A 17,781-nucleotide genomic window follows, 5' to 3' on the forward strand; every position below is an offset into this window, starting at 1 on the left:
TATGACTGATGATTATCTCGTGCGGATCGGCCGGCTGATTCGTGACGCGCGCCAGCACCGTGGGTGGACGCAGTTGCAGCTGGCGGATGCTCTGGCGACGAGCCAGAGCGCGGTGAACCGGATCGAGCGCGGCAACCAGAACATCAGTCTTGAGATGATCGCGCGGATCGGTGAGGCGCTCGACAGTGAGATCGTGTCGCTGGGCTATGCCGGGCCGATGCATCTGCGGGTCGTGGGCGGGCGGCGCCTGTCGGGCAGCATCGATGTCAAGACCTCCAAGAACGCGTGCGTGGCGCTGCTGTGCGCGTCGCTACTGACCTCGGGGCGGACGATTCTGCGTAAGGTGGCGCGGATCGAGGAGGTCTACCGGATCCTGGAGGTGCTCGCCTCGATCGGGGTGCGGGCGCGGTGGATCAACGAGGGCAGCGATCTGGAGATCGTGCCTCCGGCCCGGCTGGAGCTGGAGGCGATGGACACCGAGGCGGCGCGGCGTACCAGGAGCGTGATCATGTTCCTGGGGCCGTTGATGCATCGTACGGACCAGTTCAGGATTCCGTACGCGGGCGGCTGCGACCTGGGGACGCGCACGGTGCAGCCGCACATGTCGGCGTTGCGGCACTTCGGGCTGGACATCACGGCGACGGGCGGTTTCTACCACGCGCGGGTGGACCGGGGGGTGTCGCCGTCGCGGGCGATCGTGCTGACCGAGCGGGGTGACACCGTGACGGAGAACGCGCTGCTGGCGGCGGCGCGCCACGACGGTGTGACGGTGATCCGCAACGCCTCCTCCAATTACATGGTGCAGGACCTGTGCTTCTTCCTGGAGGAGCTGGGTGTGCGGGTGGAGGGCGTCGGTACGACGACGTTGACGGTTCACGGGGTGTCCTCGATCGATCGGGATGTCGACTACTCCCCCTCTGAGGATCCGGTGGAGGCGATGAGCCTGCTGGCGGCGGCGGTGGTGACGCAGTCGGAGCTGACGATCTGCCGGGTGCCGGTGGAGTTCCTGGAGATCGAGCTGGCGGTGCTGGAGGAGATGGGCCTCGATCACGATCGGGGTGCCGAGTACGCGGCGGCCAACGGACGCACGCGGCTGGTGGATCTGACGGTGCGGCCGTCCAAGCTGGTCTCCCCCATCGACAAGATCCATCCGATGCCGTTCCCGGGGCTGAACATCGACAATGTGCCGTTCTTCGCGGCGATCGCGGCGACGGCGCAGGGTTCGACGCTGATCCATGACTGGGTCTATGACAACCGGGCGATCTATCTGACGGAGCTGACGCGGCTGGGGGCGTCGGTGAAGTTGCTGGATCCGCATCGGGTGCTGGTGGAGGGGCCGACGCGCTGGCGCAGCGCGGAGATGATGTGCCCGCCGGCGCTGCGGCCGGCGGTGGTGGTGCTGCTGGCGATGATGGCGGGTGAGGGCACGTCGGTGCTGCGCAATGTGTACGTCATCAACCGGGGGTATGAGGATCTGGCCGAGCGGCTGAACGCGCTGGGGGCGCGGATCGAGACCTTCCGCGACATCTGATTTTCTGTCGGTGGGGCCCGCTACCGTCTGCCTGTGTGGATCTTCGTTGGATCTTCGGTGAGGGGGGACGGTGCGGCCTGCTGAGCTCGATCGGCTGACGGTGGTGGAGGCGGCCGACCGCTATGTGGAGCTGGTGCGGGCCAAGACGCTGACGGGGGCGTTGTCGCAGGCGACGGCGGAGCTGTATGCGCGTGATGTGGCGACGCTGGTGGCGCTGGCCGGGGAGTCGACGGTGCTGGACGACCTGTCGGGCGAGGACGTCGACGCGATCTTGCTGGCGTTCGCGCGTAAGCCGGACGGCCGGCGTTCGGTGGGTGGCGGCGGGCAGAGTCCGTCGTCGCAGGCGCGGTTTCGGCGTTCGATCTCGGCGTTGTTCAAGTACGCGTCGCTGGCGGGCTGGGTGCAGATCAATCCGATGGCGTTGTCGACGGTGACGGCCAGGGAGCGGGGCGGATTGCGGCCCGAGCGCCGGGCGTTGACGCGGGAGCAGGCGCAGGGGTTGATCGGGGCGGCGCGCTCGGCGGGTGAGACGCCGGCGGCGGGGCGGCGTGATCAGCGGACGGAGTTGCGCGATGCGTTGATCGTGTTGCTGTTGTCGACGCTGGGGCCGCGGGTGTCGGAGCTGGTGCGGGCCAATGTCGAGGATTTCTACACCAATGACGGGGTGCGTTATTGGCGGATCTTCGGCAAGGGGGGCCGCACCCGGGATGTGCCACTCCCCCGCGATGTGGCGCTGGCGTTGGAGGCTTATCTGGCGCGGGAGCGGGCGGCACTGCCGGACAAGGCGTTGTTGTTGTCGTGGCGGGGGCGGCGGCTGGCGCGTGGTGATGTCCAGGCGGTGATCGATCGGGTGCAGCGGCGGGTGGCGGCCGAGCAGCGCCGGACGGTGACGCCGCATGGGTTGCGGCACACGACGGCGACGCATCTGCTGGCGGACGCGGTGGACATGGACGCGGTGCGGCGGGTGCTGGGGCACAGTGATCTGTCGACGCTGGGGCGTTACCGCGATGAGTTGCCGGGTGAGCTGGAAGGGGCGATGCGGGCGCATCCGTTGTTGAAGCGGGCCGACCCGGATCGGTGAGCGGGCCGCTTTCGCCTGGCCCGCTCGGCCTTCCGCTTTCGCCTGGCTTGTTTCGCCTGGCTTGTTGCGCGTGGCTCGGGCGGGCCGTCGGGTGGGCTCTTGGGCGGGTGTGGCGGCGATGAGCGGTTGAGCGGGCCTGGTCTCGTCCCGCTCAGGCGGGTGTGGCGGCGGTGAGCCGCAGGGCGAGGTGGTCGAGGGAGACGCCGAGGACGTCGGCCAGGGCGGCGATGGTGAAGAACGCGGGCGTGGGGATGCGGCCGGTCTCGATCTTGCGGAGGGTTTCGGCGGACATGCCGGCCGCAGCGGCGACCTCGACGATGCTGCGGTCGCCGCGCACCTCGCGGAGCAGCAGGCCGAGCTGCTCGCCGCGGCGTCGCTCTTCGGGGGTCAGCGAAGGTCGGACCATGGTCCAAGTCTACAGCCGGGATACGAATACCAACGCAATAAAAATACCGGTATAGTTATCGACATGGTGGAGATTAAGACGTCGGCGGAGATCGACGCGATGCGAGAGGCGGGCCGCGTGGTGGCGCGGGCGCTGCAGGCGGCCGTCAAGCATGCGGCGGTGGGGGTGCGGGTCGACGAGCTGGACGAGGTGGCGGCCACCGTCATCGCCGAGGCGGGCGCCAAGCCCGCGTTCCTGGTCACCGGCCTGGGCGAGCCAGGCGGAGCCGAGCACCTGTCCGCGATCGGCGCCCTCCACGCCGTCGCCGGCGCGATGGGCGCCCCCGTCGGCCCGATGGAGGGCCTGTGGTGGGTGGAGGACGACCGGCCAGGGCTGGAGGTGCCGCGCGAGCAGTGGCGCTGGCACCTACTACTGCCCCTGCCCGCCGCACCTGAGCCCGGACGGCTGGAGCAGGCCCGCGAGTCCGTACGCCCGACCTGCGCGGCCGCCGACCGCGTACGCGTGGCCGTCTTCACCGAAGGACAGTGCGTGCAGATGCTGCACCACGGCCCCTTCAGCGAGGAGCACATGACGCTGAAGGCGATGGAGGAGTTCATGAACGAGAACGAACTGGTGCCCAACGGGCCGCACCACGAGGTGTACCTCACGGCGTTCGACGACCCCGACCCGCGCACACTGCTGCGCCAGCCCGTCCGCCCCGCATGAACCGCCTCACCCGTTAATCAGGGGTTCATCTGGGGTCACACGATCTTCCCCCGCCACCGCGCCGCCTCTTACATTCCGAAGCGTCACCCCATCCCGAGCGTCACCGCGGACACACCGGCCGAACAAGGTCAGCCCGGTCGCCACCGCGGCCGCGTCGGGCGCGAAGGTAAGAGCCGGCAAGGAGACAGACCGTGTTCAAGCGCATCGCCCTCATCCCCCTGCTGTTACTCACCTTCCTGGGAGTGGCGAACCCCGCACCAGCCCAGGCGCACGAGCCACGCCACCTGCGCATCCTGCTCACCAATGACGACGGCTACACCTCTGCGTACCTGCAAGGACTGCGCCAGAAGCTGATCGACGCGGGCCACGAGGTGACGGTCGTCGCCCCCGACAGCGATGTCAGCATCACCGGCACGGCGATCAACGCCAGGTTCGGCACCACGTTGCAGGCCACCCAGAAGGAGCCAGGCGTCTGGGCGATCGCGGGCAGTCCCAGCGACGCGGTCGCGTTCGGGACGCGCGTGGTGTTCGCCGGCAACCCGCCGGACCTGGTGGTGTCGGGCCCCAATCCGGGTGAGAACGTCGCCGCGACCGCCAACTACTCCGGCACCGTCGCGGCGACGATCACCGCCATCACCGGCGGCATCCCGGCCGTGGCGGTCAGCGTCGCCAGGAGCGGCGCCTCCTTCCCCAGCGCCGACCAGTCGATCGCGTTCGCCGTCAAACTCGTCGACCGGCTGGCGGCGACCTCACGCGGCGCCGTCCTGCCCGCCCGCACCGCGCTGAACGTCAACTACCCCGTCACCCCCAACGGCCAGGTCACCCTCGCCAAGCTGGGGACCTCGCTGCCGTTCTCCACCGACTACACCCTCGACTCCGCCGCGTGCGCCACCTGCTACCGCATCCTGCCCCTGCCGGCCACCGCCCCCGACCCGGTGACCGACGCCGACCGCACCCTGCTGGCCGCGGGCAACGTCACCATCACCCCGCTGGACGGCAGCTGGGAAGCGGGACCGGCCACCGCCACCATCATCCGCTACCGCCTCAACGCCCTGACCCCCTGAGCCCGGAGCAACCCCCCGGAACGTCGTGGGCCCGCGGCACAGGACACCACCACGGGCCCACAGCCGACCCCGCCACACGCCGCCAACAGCGCGGTGAGCACGCGGTTCACGCCGCACGGTTCACGCCGCACGGTTCACGCCGCGCGGTGAGCTGAGCGCTGGACCACGCGCAGTCCTCGCCACGCGGTGAGCTGAGGGCGGGAGGCGGGAGGCGGGAGGCGGAGCGGGACAGGGCTGCACGCGCCGTCGATGGTCTCGAGCATGACACGCATAGGCGTCCTTCCGGAGGCCTGTTCGCCCTTACGAGCGCGAGCGGCGCGCTCGACGGGGCCGCACGGCTCCTACACCTCGGTGAGGATGACCGGCCCGTCGTCGGTGATGGCCACCGTGTGCTCGCTATGGGACGTGCGCGAGCCGTCAACGGTCCGCAACGCCCACCCGTCGGAGTCCGTGTCGTAGCGGCCGTCACCGCCGCCGGTGAACATCGGCTCGATCGCCAGCACCAATCCCGCCCGCAGCACCAGCCCGCGGCCCGGACGCCCATGGTTGGCCACATGCGGGTCCTCGTGCATCCGCCGCCCGATCCCGTGTCCGCCGAAGTCGATCGGCACGCCGTAGCCGCCCGCCGCCGCGACCGAGGCGATGGCGTGCCCGATGTCGCCCATCCGGTTGCCCGGCCGCATCGCGGCGATGCCCGCCCGCAGAGCCTCCTGCGTTGCCTCGATGAGTGCCACATCACGCGCGCGCGGCAGCCCCACCACGAAGCTGACCGCCGAGTCGCCCGCCCACCCGTCGAGGTAGGCGCCGCAGTCGATGCTGACCAGGTCGCCGTCCTTGAGCCGGTAACGGTCCGGGATGCCGTGCACGATCACGTCGTTGATCGACGCGCAGATGACCGCCGGGTAGGGCGTCGGCGCGAAGTGCGGGTGATAGCCCGTTCAGGCAGGTGAGGGGGCCTTGGGTGATCAGTTCGGCGTTCATGGCTCGTCCTCCAAAGGGACCATCAGGTGGGTGATCAATTGGTCGGGCGGGGTGTGGGCCGGGTCGGACACGTACACCTCGCGGATCGGGCCGCGCATGGGGTGGCGGCGTTCGGCGCACCAGGCCAGGACGGCGTGGGCGGTCAGGGAGATCTGGTCGTAGGGGCCGAGGTGGGTGGCGGCGGCGAACATGCCGCCGGGCAGCACGTCCACCTGCGCTCCCCCGCCGGCCTGCCAGCCGTCTGCCAGGACGAGCGCGGCGGTCACGTCGAACTCGTCGGCCAGGTCGACGGGGAACAGGCCGATCAGGCGCGGGCCGCCGGCTGCCGCTCCCCCACCAGGGGGCGCTGGAGACGTGCCAGCGGTAGCTGGGCGCCTGCCAGACATTGCGGAGGGCCCTGCTGAGGGCGCTGCGGAGGTCATCGCAGAGGGCGCCATAGAGGGCGTGGAGGGCGCCGCATCGGAGTGTGCTGGATCAGTGCCCGAGACACCCCCTGAGGCATCCCTCGGATCGGTGCCTGTGTCGGATCGGGCCGCCGGCCCGTACAGCAGACCGGCCGTCAGGCGTGACATCGCGGCGGTGGTGGCGCGGGCGATGTCGGCCGGGCCGGTGGCGCGTTCGCGGACGATGGCGACGCGGTGGGCCGGTTCGGTGACGATGCGGACCTGGGTGGCGGGCAGGCCGTCGGTCATGACGCGTTCCAGGGAGGCCAGGGTGCGTCGCCGCCGGGCCAGTTCGGCCTCCAGTGAGTCGTGTACGGACTCAAGGGCGCCTTCGGTGCCGGCCAGGACTTGGCCGACGACGGGCAGCGGCACGTCGAGCGAGCGCAGCAGGCCGATCGACATCGCGGTGCGGGCCTGCGCGGCGCGGTAGTAGCGGTAGCCGGTGGCGGGGTCCACGCAGGCGGGCCGTAGCAGCCCGATCTCGTCGTAGTGCCGCAGCTGCTTCACGCTCAGCCGGGTGAGCCGGGCGAACTGCCCGATCGGCAGGAGGTCGTCGTCCACGTCCCCCAGCATGGGGCCTCCTGCTGTGGGAGAGTCCAGCTGGGGCGTGAGGGTTGATACCTGCTGCCGTCATGTGAACGCGGCGGGCCGTTCCCTGGGTGCGGGGTAACCGGTGGCGGGGGCTCAGCCCGAGCTCGTCCTCGGGCGCCCCTTGCGGCGGATCTTGATGTCGCGCATGTCCGTCACCGCGACGCGCAGCAGGCGGTACGGGTGCCCGTGGGCCTCCAGGGCCGCCATCGCCGCGGCGGTGGCCTCGTGCTCGCCGTCGTCGGGGCCCGCGGGGAGCTGGCAGCGGAAGGTGAACGCCGTGACGCTCTGGTCGTGGGTGAACGTCCCGGCCTCGGTGAAGGCGGCGCCTGCGGCGGCTCGTACGGTCTCACGCGCGGCCTCGTCCAGGCCCTCGAACGTGCCTCGGATCGTCACTCTGAACAATGGTCAGTCCTTACGTGTGGCGTAGGTGAGAAGTCGGTCGCCGAGCAGGTCCTGGTAGAGGTCGATGAGTTCGAGCACGGCCCCGGCGATGGCGTCGGGGCTCTCCCCTGCCGCGGTCCGTTTGCCGATCTCGGCGTACACCAGCGCGTGGAAGCCGCCGATGTGCCAGGCCACCATGCGGGGCAGCGGGTCGCCGGGCGCGGCGCCGCTCTCCTGGGCGAGGAGGGCGGCCAGTTCGTCGGTCATCTGCTGTCCGAGGTCGCCCAGGCGGGCGGTGAGGGTGGGGGCGGCGCGCATCATGTCGAAGACACGGCCGAAGCCGTTGGTCAGGCCGAGCTTGCGTTCGCGCCGGCGCACCTCTTCGCGCAGGTGCTCCAGTACCGCCGGGACGGCGGCCTGCCCGGTGGGGCGGCGGCGCACGATGTCGGCCAGCCGGTGGGGTGAGGCCTCCTCGGGCGGCAGGACGAGGTCCTCCTTGGTCTGGAAGTAGTTGTAGACGGTGTTGACGGACACCTCCGCCGCCGCCGCGACTTCGGCGATGGTGACGTGGTCGAAGCCGCGTTCGACGAACAGGGTGGTGGCCACGTCGCGGATGCGGTGGCGGGTCTGCTGCTTCTTGCGTTCCCGCAAGCCCTCGGTCATGCCGAATAGCTTAACTCAACTCCAAACTTTAAGTCGATTGCAAGTTTGGAGTTGAGTGTGGTTTCATCGGCGGCATGCCTGAACCAGCCATCCACGTCCGGGGTCTGACCCGTACCTTCACCCTGGCCAAAGGCCCCGTCCACGCCGTACGCGGCATCGACCTGACCGTGCGGCGCGGCGAGATCCTCGGCTTCCTCGGCCCGAACGGCGCCGGCAAGACCACCACCGTGCGCATGCTCACCACCCTCCTGCCGCCCAGCGGCGGCCACGCCGAGGTGGCCGGGCACGACCTGCTCGCCGACCCCGCCGGGGTGCGCCGCCGCATCGGCTACGTCGCCCAGTCCGGCGGCCTCGACCCCGCCTGCGGCGTACGTGAGGAGCTCATCACCCAGGGCCGGCTGCACCGCCTCACCAGGGGGCAGGCGGGTGAGCGGGCCGAGGAGCTGGCCCGCGACCTGGCGCTGGTGGAGTTGATGGAGCGGCCGACCGTCGCCTTGTCCGGTGGCCAGCGCCGCCGGCTGGAGATCGCGCTCGGCCTGGTCAACCGGCCTGAGGTGCTCTTTCTCGACGAGCCGAGCACCGGGCTGGACCCCGGCAGCCGCGCCGAGCTGTGGGAGCTGGTCCGCCGGGTCCGCGCGGTCCACGGCACCACGGTCTTCCTGACCACGCACTATCTCGATGAGGCCGACGCGCTCGCCGACCGCATCGTGGTCGTGGACGGCGGAGCGGTCGTCGCCGAGGGCACCCCGGCCGAGCTCAAGTCCCGCCACACCGGCGATCCGGCCGCCAGCCTGCAGGACGCCTTCCTGGCCATCACCGGCCGCGCCACCGCCGGCGAACCCCTGTCCATCTAGACCCCCTCTGTCCCCCAGACCCATAGGAACGCGGCCCCATGACCCTCCTCACCGACACCGGCATCATCTTCGGCCGCTATCTGCGCGCCACGCTGCGCTCCAGGACCAGCCTGTTGTTCGGCATGCTGCAGCCGCTGCTGTTCCTGGCGCTGTTCGGCCCGCTGCTGACCGGGTTCGACCTCGGCGTGGGCGGATCGTCCTGGCAGGCACTGGTCCCCGGCGTCCTCGTCCAGCTCGCCCTGCTGGGCGGCTCGTTCGTCGGGCTCGGCCTGCTGGTGGAGCGCAACCTCGGTGTCATCGACCGCATGCGCGTCACCCCGGTCAGTCCCCTTGCTCTGCTGCTGGGCCGCACGCTGCGCGACGTGGTGCAGCTGCTCGTCCAGTCGATCCTGCTCGTCGGGCTCGGCGTGGCCTTCGGGTTGCGCGCCCCGCTGGGCGGGATCGTGCTGGGCCTGCTGTTCGTCGCCGTCCTGGCCGCCGCCCTGTCGGCGCTGTCCTACGGGCTGGCCATGAACGTCGGCACGCCGCCGGAGTTCGCGGCCATCGCCAACACCGCGGCCATGCCGCTCATGCTGCTGTCGGGCCTGCTGCTGCCGATGAGCCTGGCGCCGGGCTGGCTCGACGCCGCCTCCCGCGTGGTCCCGTTGCGTTACACCGTCGACGCGGTACGGCAGGTCTTCCAGGGCCACTACGCCAACGCCACCGTCCTGACCGGCGCCGCCGTCACCGTGGCCCTGGCGGCCGCGTGCGTGTTCGGCGGCGCCCGCCTGTTCAGCCGTACGCGGGCCTGACCAGCGCTCAGGCGCCCAGGCCGAGAGCCGCGGCCGTCACCGCCCGGGCCCGGCGCGGCTCCAGCAGCAGGTCCACCGAATCCGACAGCTGGTCCACGCACCCCACCACCGGCAGCCCCTTGATCACCGGATCCGACACCGACCCCAGCAACGCCTGGACGAACCGGTCGCCCCCGATGACCCGGAAGGGCCGGTCGTGGAAGTCCCGTACCCGCTCATCCTGCGGCTCGGCCAGCGCCACCCGGTTCTGCAGCGCCGCCAGCCGCCTGTAGGCGGCGGCCAGCCCGTCCTCCCGCTCGCGCCATGACCGGGCGGCCACCGCCAGCCCCAGCGACTCCCCCAGCTCCGTCGAGCCGGGCATGCGCGCCAGGGCGCTGCCCAGCCATTTGGCGTAGGGAGGGTAGCGGCGGCGCAGCAGCAGCGCCAGCCGCATCACCTCCCGGCTCAGCCGTGCCCCCACGACGGCCGAGCCGAGCTCATCCCCCACCTCTCCCGACCGGCCGGGAAAGGGCTCCTCCTGCGCGATGCGCCGCCATTGACAGGCCAGTACGTAGCGCCACACATCGCCCGGATACCAGCGCAGCGCCGCCCGGGCTTCCTCCAGCCCGCCCAGCCCGTCGTGGAACACCTCCCCCAGCGTCACCTCCGCCAGGCTCTGCCACGGCACCGACAGCCAGTCCAGCAGCGACACCCCGCCCCGCGGGTCGAACCCCAGCCGCTCCACCAGCCACGCCCGCAGATCGGCGACGACCACGCCCGGCCGCCGGGCGCCGTGATAGTCGAAGACCGTCTCCAGCCCCCGAAACCGGTCGGGAAGCCCGGCCAGCACCTGCGCCTCCACCTGCTCCACCCGCTCCGGCTCCACGAACACCAGCACCCGCGGACCCCAGTCGTGGTCGGCGGAGCGGCCGGTGTCGAAGGCCAGCACCTCCGACCCGGGTCCGATCAACGCGGCACTGTGCGGCACCCGCTCCACCAGGGGCGCCACCACCTCGGCATAGAAGGCTCGGGACAACTCGATACCAGGAACAAAATCGGACATCACACTGGCAACTGTGCCTGACGGTCTGCCGAACCACATCCGATTTTCCGGCCGTCCTGAACACCGCCCCGCACGCCCTCCCGAATCGCGCCTAGGGATAGCCCTGAGACCGCCACCGATGCGCCCCACGCCCGGCCCCGCTTACGTGGAAACGTCAGAATCCGTTCCCGCCAAAAGGGCACAGCCATGGCATATCGCTGCTCCTTCGTCCCGCCCCACGTGCTCGACCACATCGCCAAAGTCCAGGCACAGCAGAGCGCCGAACCTTCACCCGCCCAGCGCTCAGCCGTCGTCTCGGCCCAGTTCCGGCGCGGGCGGCGCAGCACCGACGCCCTCCCCCTGGCCCAGCAGCGGCTGACCGCCGAGCCCGAAAGCGTCCCGCCGGGGCTCACCGTCCCCAAACCCGGCACCGCCGGGCGCCTCGTCTACGACGACCTCAACCAGTGGACCTTCGACGTCACCTTCATCCGCGGTGAGGGAGACCCCGCCGTCGGCGCCCAGAACGCCAACGACGCCTACGACCACCTCGGCACCGTACGCGCCTACTACAAGGACCGGCTCGGCCGTGAGTCCATCGACAACGCCGGGCTCAACCTCGTCGCCAACGTCAATTTCGGCGTCGGCTTCGACAACGCCTTCTGGGACGACGCCGGTCTGCGCATGGTGTTCGGCAACGGCAGCGGCCAGGTGTTCAAGGACCTGACCGCCGGCGTGGACGTGTGCGCTCACGAGCTCACCCACGGCGTCACCCAGTTCAGCGCCAACCTCAACTACACCAACGACCAGAGCGGCGCCCTGAACGAATCCTTCAGCGACATGCTCGGCACCGCCATCGACGCCTACGCCAACGGCCGGGACGCCCACACCCACAACTGGCTCATCGGCGATGAGATCATGGCCGACGACCTGTACGGCGAGGCGCTGCGCAACATGGCCGAACCCGGCACCGCCTTCGAAAATCCCCTGATGGGCCGCGACCCGCAGCCACGCGACATGTCCGGCTACTTCGAGCCTGCCGACCCGCACATCATGTCCGGCATCACCAACCGCTGGTTCTACCTCATCAGCCAGGACCTCGGCCTCGACGCCGCCACCGTGATCATGTACCAGACGCTGCAGAACCTGTGGCCCAACGCCAAGTTCGCCGACGCCGCCACCGTGGCCGTCGCCCAGGCCCGCATCCTGGCCCGCGCCGGCCTGGTGCCCCGCCAGTCCCCCCAGACCGTGCGCGGCGCCGCCAGGCAGCAGGGATTCTGGTAACGCTCTCCGCACGGGGCCGGCGAGGCGACTTCGCCGCGAGGGTTCCGCGGCCAAGCCGCCCCGGACCCGTGCGGAACCCCAGGCCCCGTACCGTAGGGGTGAAACCGGAGGGACGCCCATGCGTGTCACGCTCGAAACCAGCGGCGGCTTCACCGGCCTGCGCCGTACCGCCACCCTCGACACCGACCTGGACGAGAGCCTCGACGACCTGCTGCGCCACCTCGGCTCCGCCGAGCCGTCCAGCTCCTCCCAGCCCCGTTACCGGCTGACCGTCCACCGCCCGACCGGCGACCAGGTCGCCGAGCTGACCGAGTCCGAAGTGCCCGCCGCCCTGCGTCCCCTGCTCGCCGAGCTGCTTCGCCACGCCCGCCCATGATCGGGGTGCCGTCAAGAACGCTGCGATGAGCCGCGAATCCGCTCCGAGCCGGTCATTCGCCGCCAGGACAAGGCCATCAGCCGCGACAGCTCGACGATCACAGAATCGAGCCCGGCCGGTAGGCCGCCGCCTGCGGGTAGGCCGCCACGACCTCGCCCACCGACCGCGACACCGCCGCCACCTGCTCGGCCGCCGCCCCGGTGAAGGAGACCCGGTCAGCCAGCAGCGCCGCCAGGCCCGCACGGTCCAGCGGGAACCGCTCATCGGCCGCCAGCCGGTCCAGCAGCTCGTTGGCCGCGCCCTGCGAGCGCATCGCCAGCGCCGCCGCCACCGCGTGCTCCTTGATCAGCTCGTGCGCCTGCTCGCGGCCCACCCCGGCGCGTACCGCCGCCATGAGCATCTTCGTCGTCGCCAGGAAGGGCAGGTAGCGGTCCAGCTCCGCCGAGATCACCGCGGGGAAGGCCCCGAACTCGTCCAGGACCGTCAGCATCGTCTCCACCAGCCCGTCAAAGGCGAAAAAGGCGTCCGGCAGCGCCACCCGGCGCACCACCGAACACGACACATCGCCCTCGTTCCACTGATCGCCCGCCAGCTCGGCCACCATCGAGGCGTAACCCCGCAGCACCACCGTCAGGCCGTTCACCCGCTCACAGGAGCGGGTGTTCATCTTGTGCGGCATCGCCGACGAACCGACCTGCCCCTCCTGGAACCCCTCCGTCACCAGCTCATGGCCGGCCATCAGCCGGATCGTCTTGGCCAGCGACGACGGCGAGGCCGCCAGCTGCACCAGAGCCGAGACGACCTCGAAGTCCAGCGAGCGCGGATAGACCTGCCCCACGCTGGTGAAACGCCGCTCGAACCCCAGATGGGCGGCCACCCGCCCCTCCAGCTCGGCCAGCTTCCCGCGGTCGCCGTCCAGCAGGTCCAGCATGTCCTGGGCCGTGCCCACCGGCCCCTTGATGCCGCGCAGCGGGTAGCGGGCGATCAGCTCCTGCAGCCGGCCGAAGGCCACCAGCAGCTCATCGGCCGCCGACGCGAACCGCTTGCCCAGCGTCGTGGCCTGCGCCGCCACATTGTGCGAACGGCCGGCCACCACGGTCGCCTCGTGCTCCTCGGCCAGCCGCGCCAGGCGCGCCAGCAACGCCACCACCCGATCGCGTACCAGCAGCAGGCTGTCGCGTACCTGCAGCTGCTCGACATTCTCGGTCAGGTCACGCGAGGTCATGCCCTTGTGCACCTGCTCGTGCCCGGCCAGCGCGTTGAACTCCTCGATGCGCGCCTTCACATCGTGGCGCGTCACCCGCTCCCGCGCGGCGATCGAGGCCAGATCGACCTGCTCGACCACTTTCTCGTAGTCGGCCACCGCGTCCTGCGGGACCGTGACCCCGAGCTCCGCCTGCGCCCGCAGCACCGCCAGCCACAGCCGCCGCTCGGCGACGACCTTGTACTCGGGAGACCACAACCGGGCCAGCTCCGGGGAGGCATAACGGGCGGCCAGGACATTAGGGACCCGGACCGTAGGGGGCAGGGCATCAGGGGTACGCGGCTTGGAAGTCACGTCGGACAAGTCTATTCACACAGCTCCGCCCGTACGGCACCAGGCCGTGCGGGCGGAGCACCCCTGCGCTTACGGGGTCGGAGCCAGCACCTTCGCCTCTTGCTGCTTCGGCTCGGCCGGCTTGCGCCGCAGCCGCTCCTTGGCCCGCTCCACCATCGTGTAGAGGGTCGGGACCAGCACGAGCGTCAGCAGGGTCGAGGTGATCAACCCGCCGATGACCACGACCGCCAGCGGCTGCGAGATGAACCCGCCCTGCCCCGTCACGCCCAGCGCCATCGGCGTCAGCGCGCAGATCGTGGCCACCGCCGTCATCAGGATCGGCCGCAGCCTGCGCCGGCCGCCCTCGATCACCGCCTCCACGATGCCCAGCCCCTGAGCGCGGTACTGGTTGATCAGGTCGATCAGCACGATCGCGTTGGTCACCACGATCCCGATCAGCATCAGCATGCCGATCAGCGCCGGCACACCCATCGCCGTATTGGTGGCCACCAGCAACCCGACCGCGCCCGTCGCCGCGAACGGAATCGACACCAGCAAGATCAGCGGCTGCACGAAACTACGGAACGTCGCCACCATGATCATGAACACGATCGCGATCGCCGCCAGCATCGCCAGCCCCAGGTCCGCGAACGCCTCCTGCTGATCCGCCGAGGCGCCACCGATCTCGTAGGAGGCGCCCGAGGCCAGCGTCACCCCGTCCAGCTTCGTCGTCAGCGCCTGCGTCACACTGCCCAGGTCCGAACCCGTCGCCTTGGCCGACACCGTCGCCGAGCGCTCACCGTCGACCCGCGTCACCTGCGTCGGCCCGGCCACCCGCTTGACATCCGCCACCGACGACAGCTTCACCAGGCCCGTCGCCGTCACCAGCTTCAGCTTCTCGATCTCCTTGACGTCCTCGGGCGCCTCACCCACGCGCAGCACCAGGTCACTGGCCCGCCCGTCCAGCGTCAGCTGGCCCAGCGGCGCGCCGCGGAACGCCTGCGCCACCGACTGGCCGATCTGCGCCTCCGACAGCCCCTTGGCGGCCGCCTTCTCCTTGTCGACCCGTACCTCGACCCGCGGCGCGCTGGCCTCCAGGTTCGACGACACATCACGCAGGCCCGCAACCTGGCCCATCGCCGTCTTGACCGCATCAGCCGCCGTCCGCAGCGTCTCGGCGTCGGCCGCCTGCACGACCACGTCGATCGAGTCGGAGGAGAAGCCGCCGCCGCCCGAACCGCCGACCGTCACCTCACCGATGCCGGAGACGCCGGCCAGCTTGTCGCGCAGCGCCCGCTCCACCGCCGGCGTGTCGGCGCCCTCCTTCAGCGTCAGCGAGTAGGACGCCCGATCCGCGCCGCCACCGGCGCCGCCGCGCATCGCGTTGCCGCCGCCCACGTTCACCTGGTACGTCTCCACGCCGTCCAGGCCGGCCAGGAGGCCCTCCACCTTCTTGGCGGCCGCGTTCGTGCTGGCCAGGTCCGTGCCCACCGGCATCTTCTGCGACACCGAGATCGTGTTCTGGCCGGCCGAATCCAGGAAGTTGGTCTGCAGCCTGCCCGCCAGCCCCAGCGTGCCGACGAACACCGCCAGCCCGATCAGGATCGTCACCAGCTTGAAGCGCGTCGCGAAGCGCAGCACCGGCAGATAGGCGCGCTGCAACGGGCTGCGCAACTCCTTGGCCTCGGCCGCCTCCCGCTGCGCCCGCGCCTCCTCCGGCGTCAGCACCGGCGCCTTCAAGAACCAGTACGCCATCACCGGCACCACCGTCAGCGACACCACCAGCGAGGCCAGCAACGCCACCGCCACCGTGACCGCGAACGGGCCGAACAACTCACCCACCATGCCACCGACCACCGCGATCGGCGCGAACACCGCCACCGTCGTCAGCGTCGAGGCCGTCACCGCGCCCGACACCTCGCGAACCGCCGACAAGATCGCCGACAGCTTCGCCTCGCCGTAGCCGAGATGACGCTTGATGTTCTCCAGCACCACGATCGAGTCGTCCACCACCCGGCCGACCGCGATCGTCAGCGCGCCGAGCGTCAGCATGTTCAGCGAATAGTCGCCCGCCCACAACGCGATCAGCGCGATCACCACCGACAGCGGGATCGACACCGCCGTCACCAGCGTCGAGCGCACCGACAGCAGGAACACCAAGATGACCAGCACCGCGAACACCAGGCCGAGCAGGCCCTCGGTGGTCAAGCTCTCGATCGACTGCTGCACGTACGGGGCCTGGTCGAAGACCACCTCCACGGCCGTCTCCGACGAATCGCCCAGCGACCTGCCCAGATCGGGCAGCTTCTCGCGGATCGCGTTGGAGATCGACACCGCGTTGCCGTCGGGCATCATCGTCACCGACACGCCGAGGCTGGTCCGGCCGTCGGTACGGGTGATCGTCGTCGGATCGGCCAGGCCACGGGTGATGTCGGCCACCGAACCCAGCTTCACCGGCTTGAGCGGCTTGGGCTGGGCGACCGTTGCCGTCTGCGCCGGACGTCCGCCCGGCTGCTGCCCGCCCGGCCGGCCCTGCTGCGGCTGCGCCTGCGGCTGGGCCGGGGTGGCCTGCGGCTGGGCCGGAGTCAGGTAGAGCTCCTTCAGCTTGTCGATCGAATCGACCCGCTCGCCCACCTGCACCGTCAGCGACGAGGAGCCGGAGTTCAGGGTGCCCGCCGGGATCGGCGTGCCGTTGGCCTTCAGCACGTCCGGGATCTGCGCCGCCGACACCCCGGCCAGCGCCATCTTCTTCAGGTCCGGCTTGATCGTCACGACCTCGTCGCGGGTGCCGGTGACCGTCGCCTCCCGTACCCCCTCCACGGCCTGCAGCTCCGGCACCATGATGCGGCGCAGCTTGTCGGCCATCGCCCGCTCATCGCCGCCGTCGCCCACCGCCAGCACCAGCACTGGAATGTCATCGGTGTTACCCGCGACCACCTGCGGATCCACACCGGAGGGCAACTGCGGCTGCACCCGGCTGACCGCCTGCTGCATCTTGCTGATCGACGCCTCGATGTCGGTGCCGAAGGCGAAGGCCACCTGAACCTGCGTCATGCCCTCTTTGGAGGTGGAGGTCATCTGCTCCATGCCGGGAATCCCCTGGAAGGAGTCCTCCAGCGGCTTGGTCACCTGGTCTTCCACGATCTCGGGCGAAGCCCCGGGATAGGACGCGATCACGAACGCGCCGGGGAACGACAGCGACGGCAGCAACTGCTGCTTGAGCTGCGGGATCGTGAACGCGCCGAACGCGGTGATCACGATCGACAGTAAGATCACGAGACTGCGGTTGGCAAGACTCAACCGGGCGAATGCGGTCATGAGCGTCCCTTCAGAATTCGCCCCAGACTAACACTTCGCCTTGCACGAATATTTAAGCTGCCTTGGCTTTCCTGATAACATTCTCAGGAAGCGAGAGGTGAGTGTGGACGACGAACGCGAAGACCTGATCCGCCGGATCACCGAGACCCAGCGCGGCCTCGGTCGGGCCCTCAGCCAGACCCAGTCCCCCTTATTCACCTCCAACCTCACCATGCGCCAACTCAAGGTCGTCATGTTGCTGTCGCACACCGGCTCGGCCTCCGGCCAGGAGCTCGCCCACAACCTCGGCGTCGGCCTGGGCACCGTGACCGGCATCGTCGACCGGCTGGTCAGCCATGGGCTGGTCAGCCGGCGCGAAGACCCCCACGATCGCCGCGTGCGCCGGGTCGAGCTGACCGAGGCGGGCGCCGAGCTCCTGGCCGAGATCAACGACGTCGGCCTCGACCACTACCGGCGCATCATGCACCACCTCGACATCGAGACCCTGCGCTGCCTGCTGCAGGTGACCACTCGCGTCCGCGAGGTCGCCGACCAGCTCTACCCGTGACCCTCCGTAAGCCCCTGCCTCTAAATGAAGGTATTTATTCGATTATGTGTTTGGGTTTTTGCCCCGCCCGAGCGCCTTTACAAAGTAGATTTTTCGGACATGCCGGATAGGACCGGCGGCAGGTCGTTCTCGTAGACGATCGTCAGGCGGCGGGTGGCCCTGGTCACCGCCACATACAGGTCCTGGCCGCCCATCGGCGACTGCGCCATG

Annotated in this window: 17 protein-coding genes and 1 pseudogene; 9 read left to right on the forward strand and 9 right to left on the reverse strand. The window is 70.2% G+C overall.

Features of this window, described 5'->3' with window-relative positions; all coding sequences use genetic code 11:
• The first annotated feature begins 1 nt into the window (after window position 1).
• Both LDL49_RS20710 and LDL49_RS20715 read left to right on the forward strand, forming a co-directional pair.
• Window positions 2–1,531, forward strand: a complete 1,530-nt coding sequence (locus LDL49_RS20710; RefSeq protein WP_225292745.1) for a helix-turn-helix domain-containing protein — start codon at window positions 2–4, stop codon at window positions 1,529–1,531.
• A 70-nt stretch (window positions 1,532–1,601) separates the two neighbouring features.
• Window positions 1,602–2,612, forward strand: a complete 1,011-nt coding sequence (locus LDL49_RS20715) for a tyrosine-type recombinase/integrase (protein ID WP_225292746.1) — start codon at window positions 1,602–1,604, stop codon at window positions 2,610–2,612.
• 151 nt (window positions 2,613–2,763) lie between these two features.
• Here the strand turns inward: LDL49_RS20715 and LDL49_RS20720 are convergent, their stop codons facing one another.
• Window positions 2,764–3,018 carry a helix-turn-helix domain-containing protein gene (locus LDL49_RS20720; RefSeq protein ID WP_225292747.1) on the reverse strand — a complete coding sequence of 85 codons (255 nt, stop codon included), beginning with the start codon at window positions 3,016–3,018 and terminating at the stop codon, window positions 2,764–2,766.
• A 63-nt stretch (window positions 3,019–3,081) separates the two neighbouring features.
• On the opposite strand from LDL49_RS20720, the gene LDL49_RS20725 reads away from it, so the two are divergent.
• Together LDL49_RS20725 and surE are read left to right on the forward strand one after the other, a co-directional pair.
• Window positions 3,082–3,723, forward strand: coding sequence for a GyrI-like domain-containing protein (locus LDL49_RS20725; RefSeq protein ID WP_225292748.1), 642 nt, complete (start codon window positions 3,082–3,084; stop codon window positions 3,721–3,723).
• A gap of 191 nt (window positions 3,724–3,914) precedes the next feature.
• Window positions 3,915–4,787, forward strand: a complete 873-nt coding sequence (gene surE / locus LDL49_RS20730; protein ID WP_225292749.1) for a 5'/3'-nucleotidase SurE — start codon at window positions 3,915–3,917, stop codon at window positions 4,785–4,787.
• A gap of 341 nt (window positions 4,788–5,128) precedes the next feature.
• Here the strand turns inward: surE and map are convergent.
• The 4 genes and pseudogenes from map to LDL49_RS20750 all read right to left on the reverse strand — a co-directional run.
• Window positions 5,129–5,686 (reverse strand): annotated as a pseudogene (gene map, locus LDL49_RS20735) (type I methionyl aminopeptidase); the annotation flags it as partial.
• Between the two features lie 78 nt (window positions 5,687–5,764).
• A complete protein-coding gene (locus tag LDL49_RS20740) occupies window positions 5,765–6,784 on the reverse strand; it encodes a MerR family transcriptional regulator (protein ID WP_225292750.1) in 1,020 nt (339 codons plus the stop codon).
• Between the two features lie 111 nt (window positions 6,785–6,895).
• On the reverse strand, window positions 6,896–7,195 hold the full coding sequence (locus LDL49_RS20745; RefSeq protein WP_225292751.1) for a DUF6204 family protein: 300 nt from the start codon (window positions 7,193–7,195) through the stop codon (window positions 6,896–6,898).
• 12 nt (window positions 7,196–7,207) lie between these two features.
• Window positions 7,208–7,846 (reverse strand): TetR/AcrR family transcriptional regulator, encoded by a 639-nt coding sequence (locus tag LDL49_RS20750; protein ID WP_225292752.1) that lies wholly within the window; start codon window positions 7,844–7,846, stop codon window positions 7,208–7,210.
• A gap of 74 nt (window positions 7,847–7,920) precedes the next feature.
• On the opposite strand from LDL49_RS20750, the gene LDL49_RS20755 reads away from it, so the two are divergent.
• Both LDL49_RS20755 and LDL49_RS20760 read left to right on the forward strand, forming a co-directional pair.
• Entirely contained in the window at window positions 7,921–8,700 is a 780-nt protein-coding gene (locus LDL49_RS20755; RefSeq protein WP_225292753.1) for an ABC transporter ATP-binding protein, read from the forward strand.
• Between the two features lie 38 nt (window positions 8,701–8,738).
• Window positions 8,739–9,491: an ABC transporter permease gene (locus tag LDL49_RS20760; RefSeq protein ID WP_225292754.1), complete on the forward strand. Its 753-nt coding sequence runs from the start codon at window positions 8,739–8,741 to the stop codon at window positions 9,489–9,491.
• A 7-nt stretch (window positions 9,492–9,498) separates the two neighbouring features.
• Here the strand turns inward: LDL49_RS20760 and LDL49_RS20765 are convergent, their stop codons facing one another.
• Entirely contained in the window at window positions 9,499–10,533 is a 1,035-nt protein-coding gene (locus LDL49_RS20765; RefSeq protein ID WP_225292755.1) for a DUF4037 domain-containing protein, read from the reverse strand.
• 186 nt (window positions 10,534–10,719) lie between these two features.
• Between LDL49_RS20765 and LDL49_RS20770 the strand changes: the two genes are divergently transcribed.
• A complete protein-coding gene (locus LDL49_RS20770) occupies window positions 10,720–11,793 on the forward strand; it encodes a M4 family metallopeptidase (protein WP_225292756.1) in 1,074 nt (357 codons plus the stop codon).
• A 118-nt stretch (window positions 11,794–11,911) separates the two neighbouring features.
• Entirely contained in the window at window positions 11,912–12,169 is a 258-nt protein-coding gene (locus LDL49_RS20775; protein WP_225292757.1) for a protealysin inhibitor emfourin, read from the forward strand.
• Window positions 12,170–12,266: 97 nt separating this feature from the next.
• Here LDL49_RS20775 and purB read toward each other — a convergent pair whose 3' ends face one another.
• Both purB and LDL49_RS20785 read right to left on the reverse strand, forming a co-directional pair.
• Entirely contained in the window at window positions 12,267–13,727 is a 1,461-nt protein-coding gene (gene purB, locus LDL49_RS20780; RefSeq protein ID WP_443689881.1) for an adenylosuccinate lyase, read from the reverse strand.
• A gap of 69 nt (window positions 13,728–13,796) precedes the next feature.
• Window positions 13,797–17,024, reverse strand: coding sequence for an efflux RND transporter permease subunit (locus LDL49_RS20785; protein ID WP_225292758.1), 3,228 nt, complete (start codon window positions 17,022–17,024; stop codon window positions 13,797–13,799).
• Between the two features lie 97 nt (window positions 17,025–17,121).
• Here LDL49_RS20785 and LDL49_RS20790 point away from each other — a divergent pair, with 97 nt between their 5' ends.
• Window positions 17,122–17,571: a MarR family winged helix-turn-helix transcriptional regulator gene (locus tag LDL49_RS20790; RefSeq protein ID WP_225292759.1), complete on the forward strand. Its 450-nt coding sequence runs from the start codon at window positions 17,122–17,124 to the stop codon at window positions 17,569–17,571.
• A gap of 77 nt (window positions 17,572–17,648) precedes the next feature.
• Here LDL49_RS20790 and LDL49_RS57025 read toward each other — a convergent pair whose 3' ends face one another.
• Window positions 17,649–17,780, reverse strand: a complete 132-nt coding sequence (locus LDL49_RS57025; RefSeq protein WP_263655305.1) for a hypothetical protein — start codon at window positions 17,778–17,780, stop codon at window positions 17,649–17,651.
• Between the last annotated feature and the right edge of the window lies 1 nt (window position 17,781).

The organism is Nonomuraea aurantiaca, from assembly GCF_020215705.1.
Taxonomy (GTDB): domain Bacteria; phylum Actinomycetota; class Actinomycetes; order Streptosporangiales; family Streptosporangiaceae; genus Nonomuraea; species Nonomuraea aurantiaca.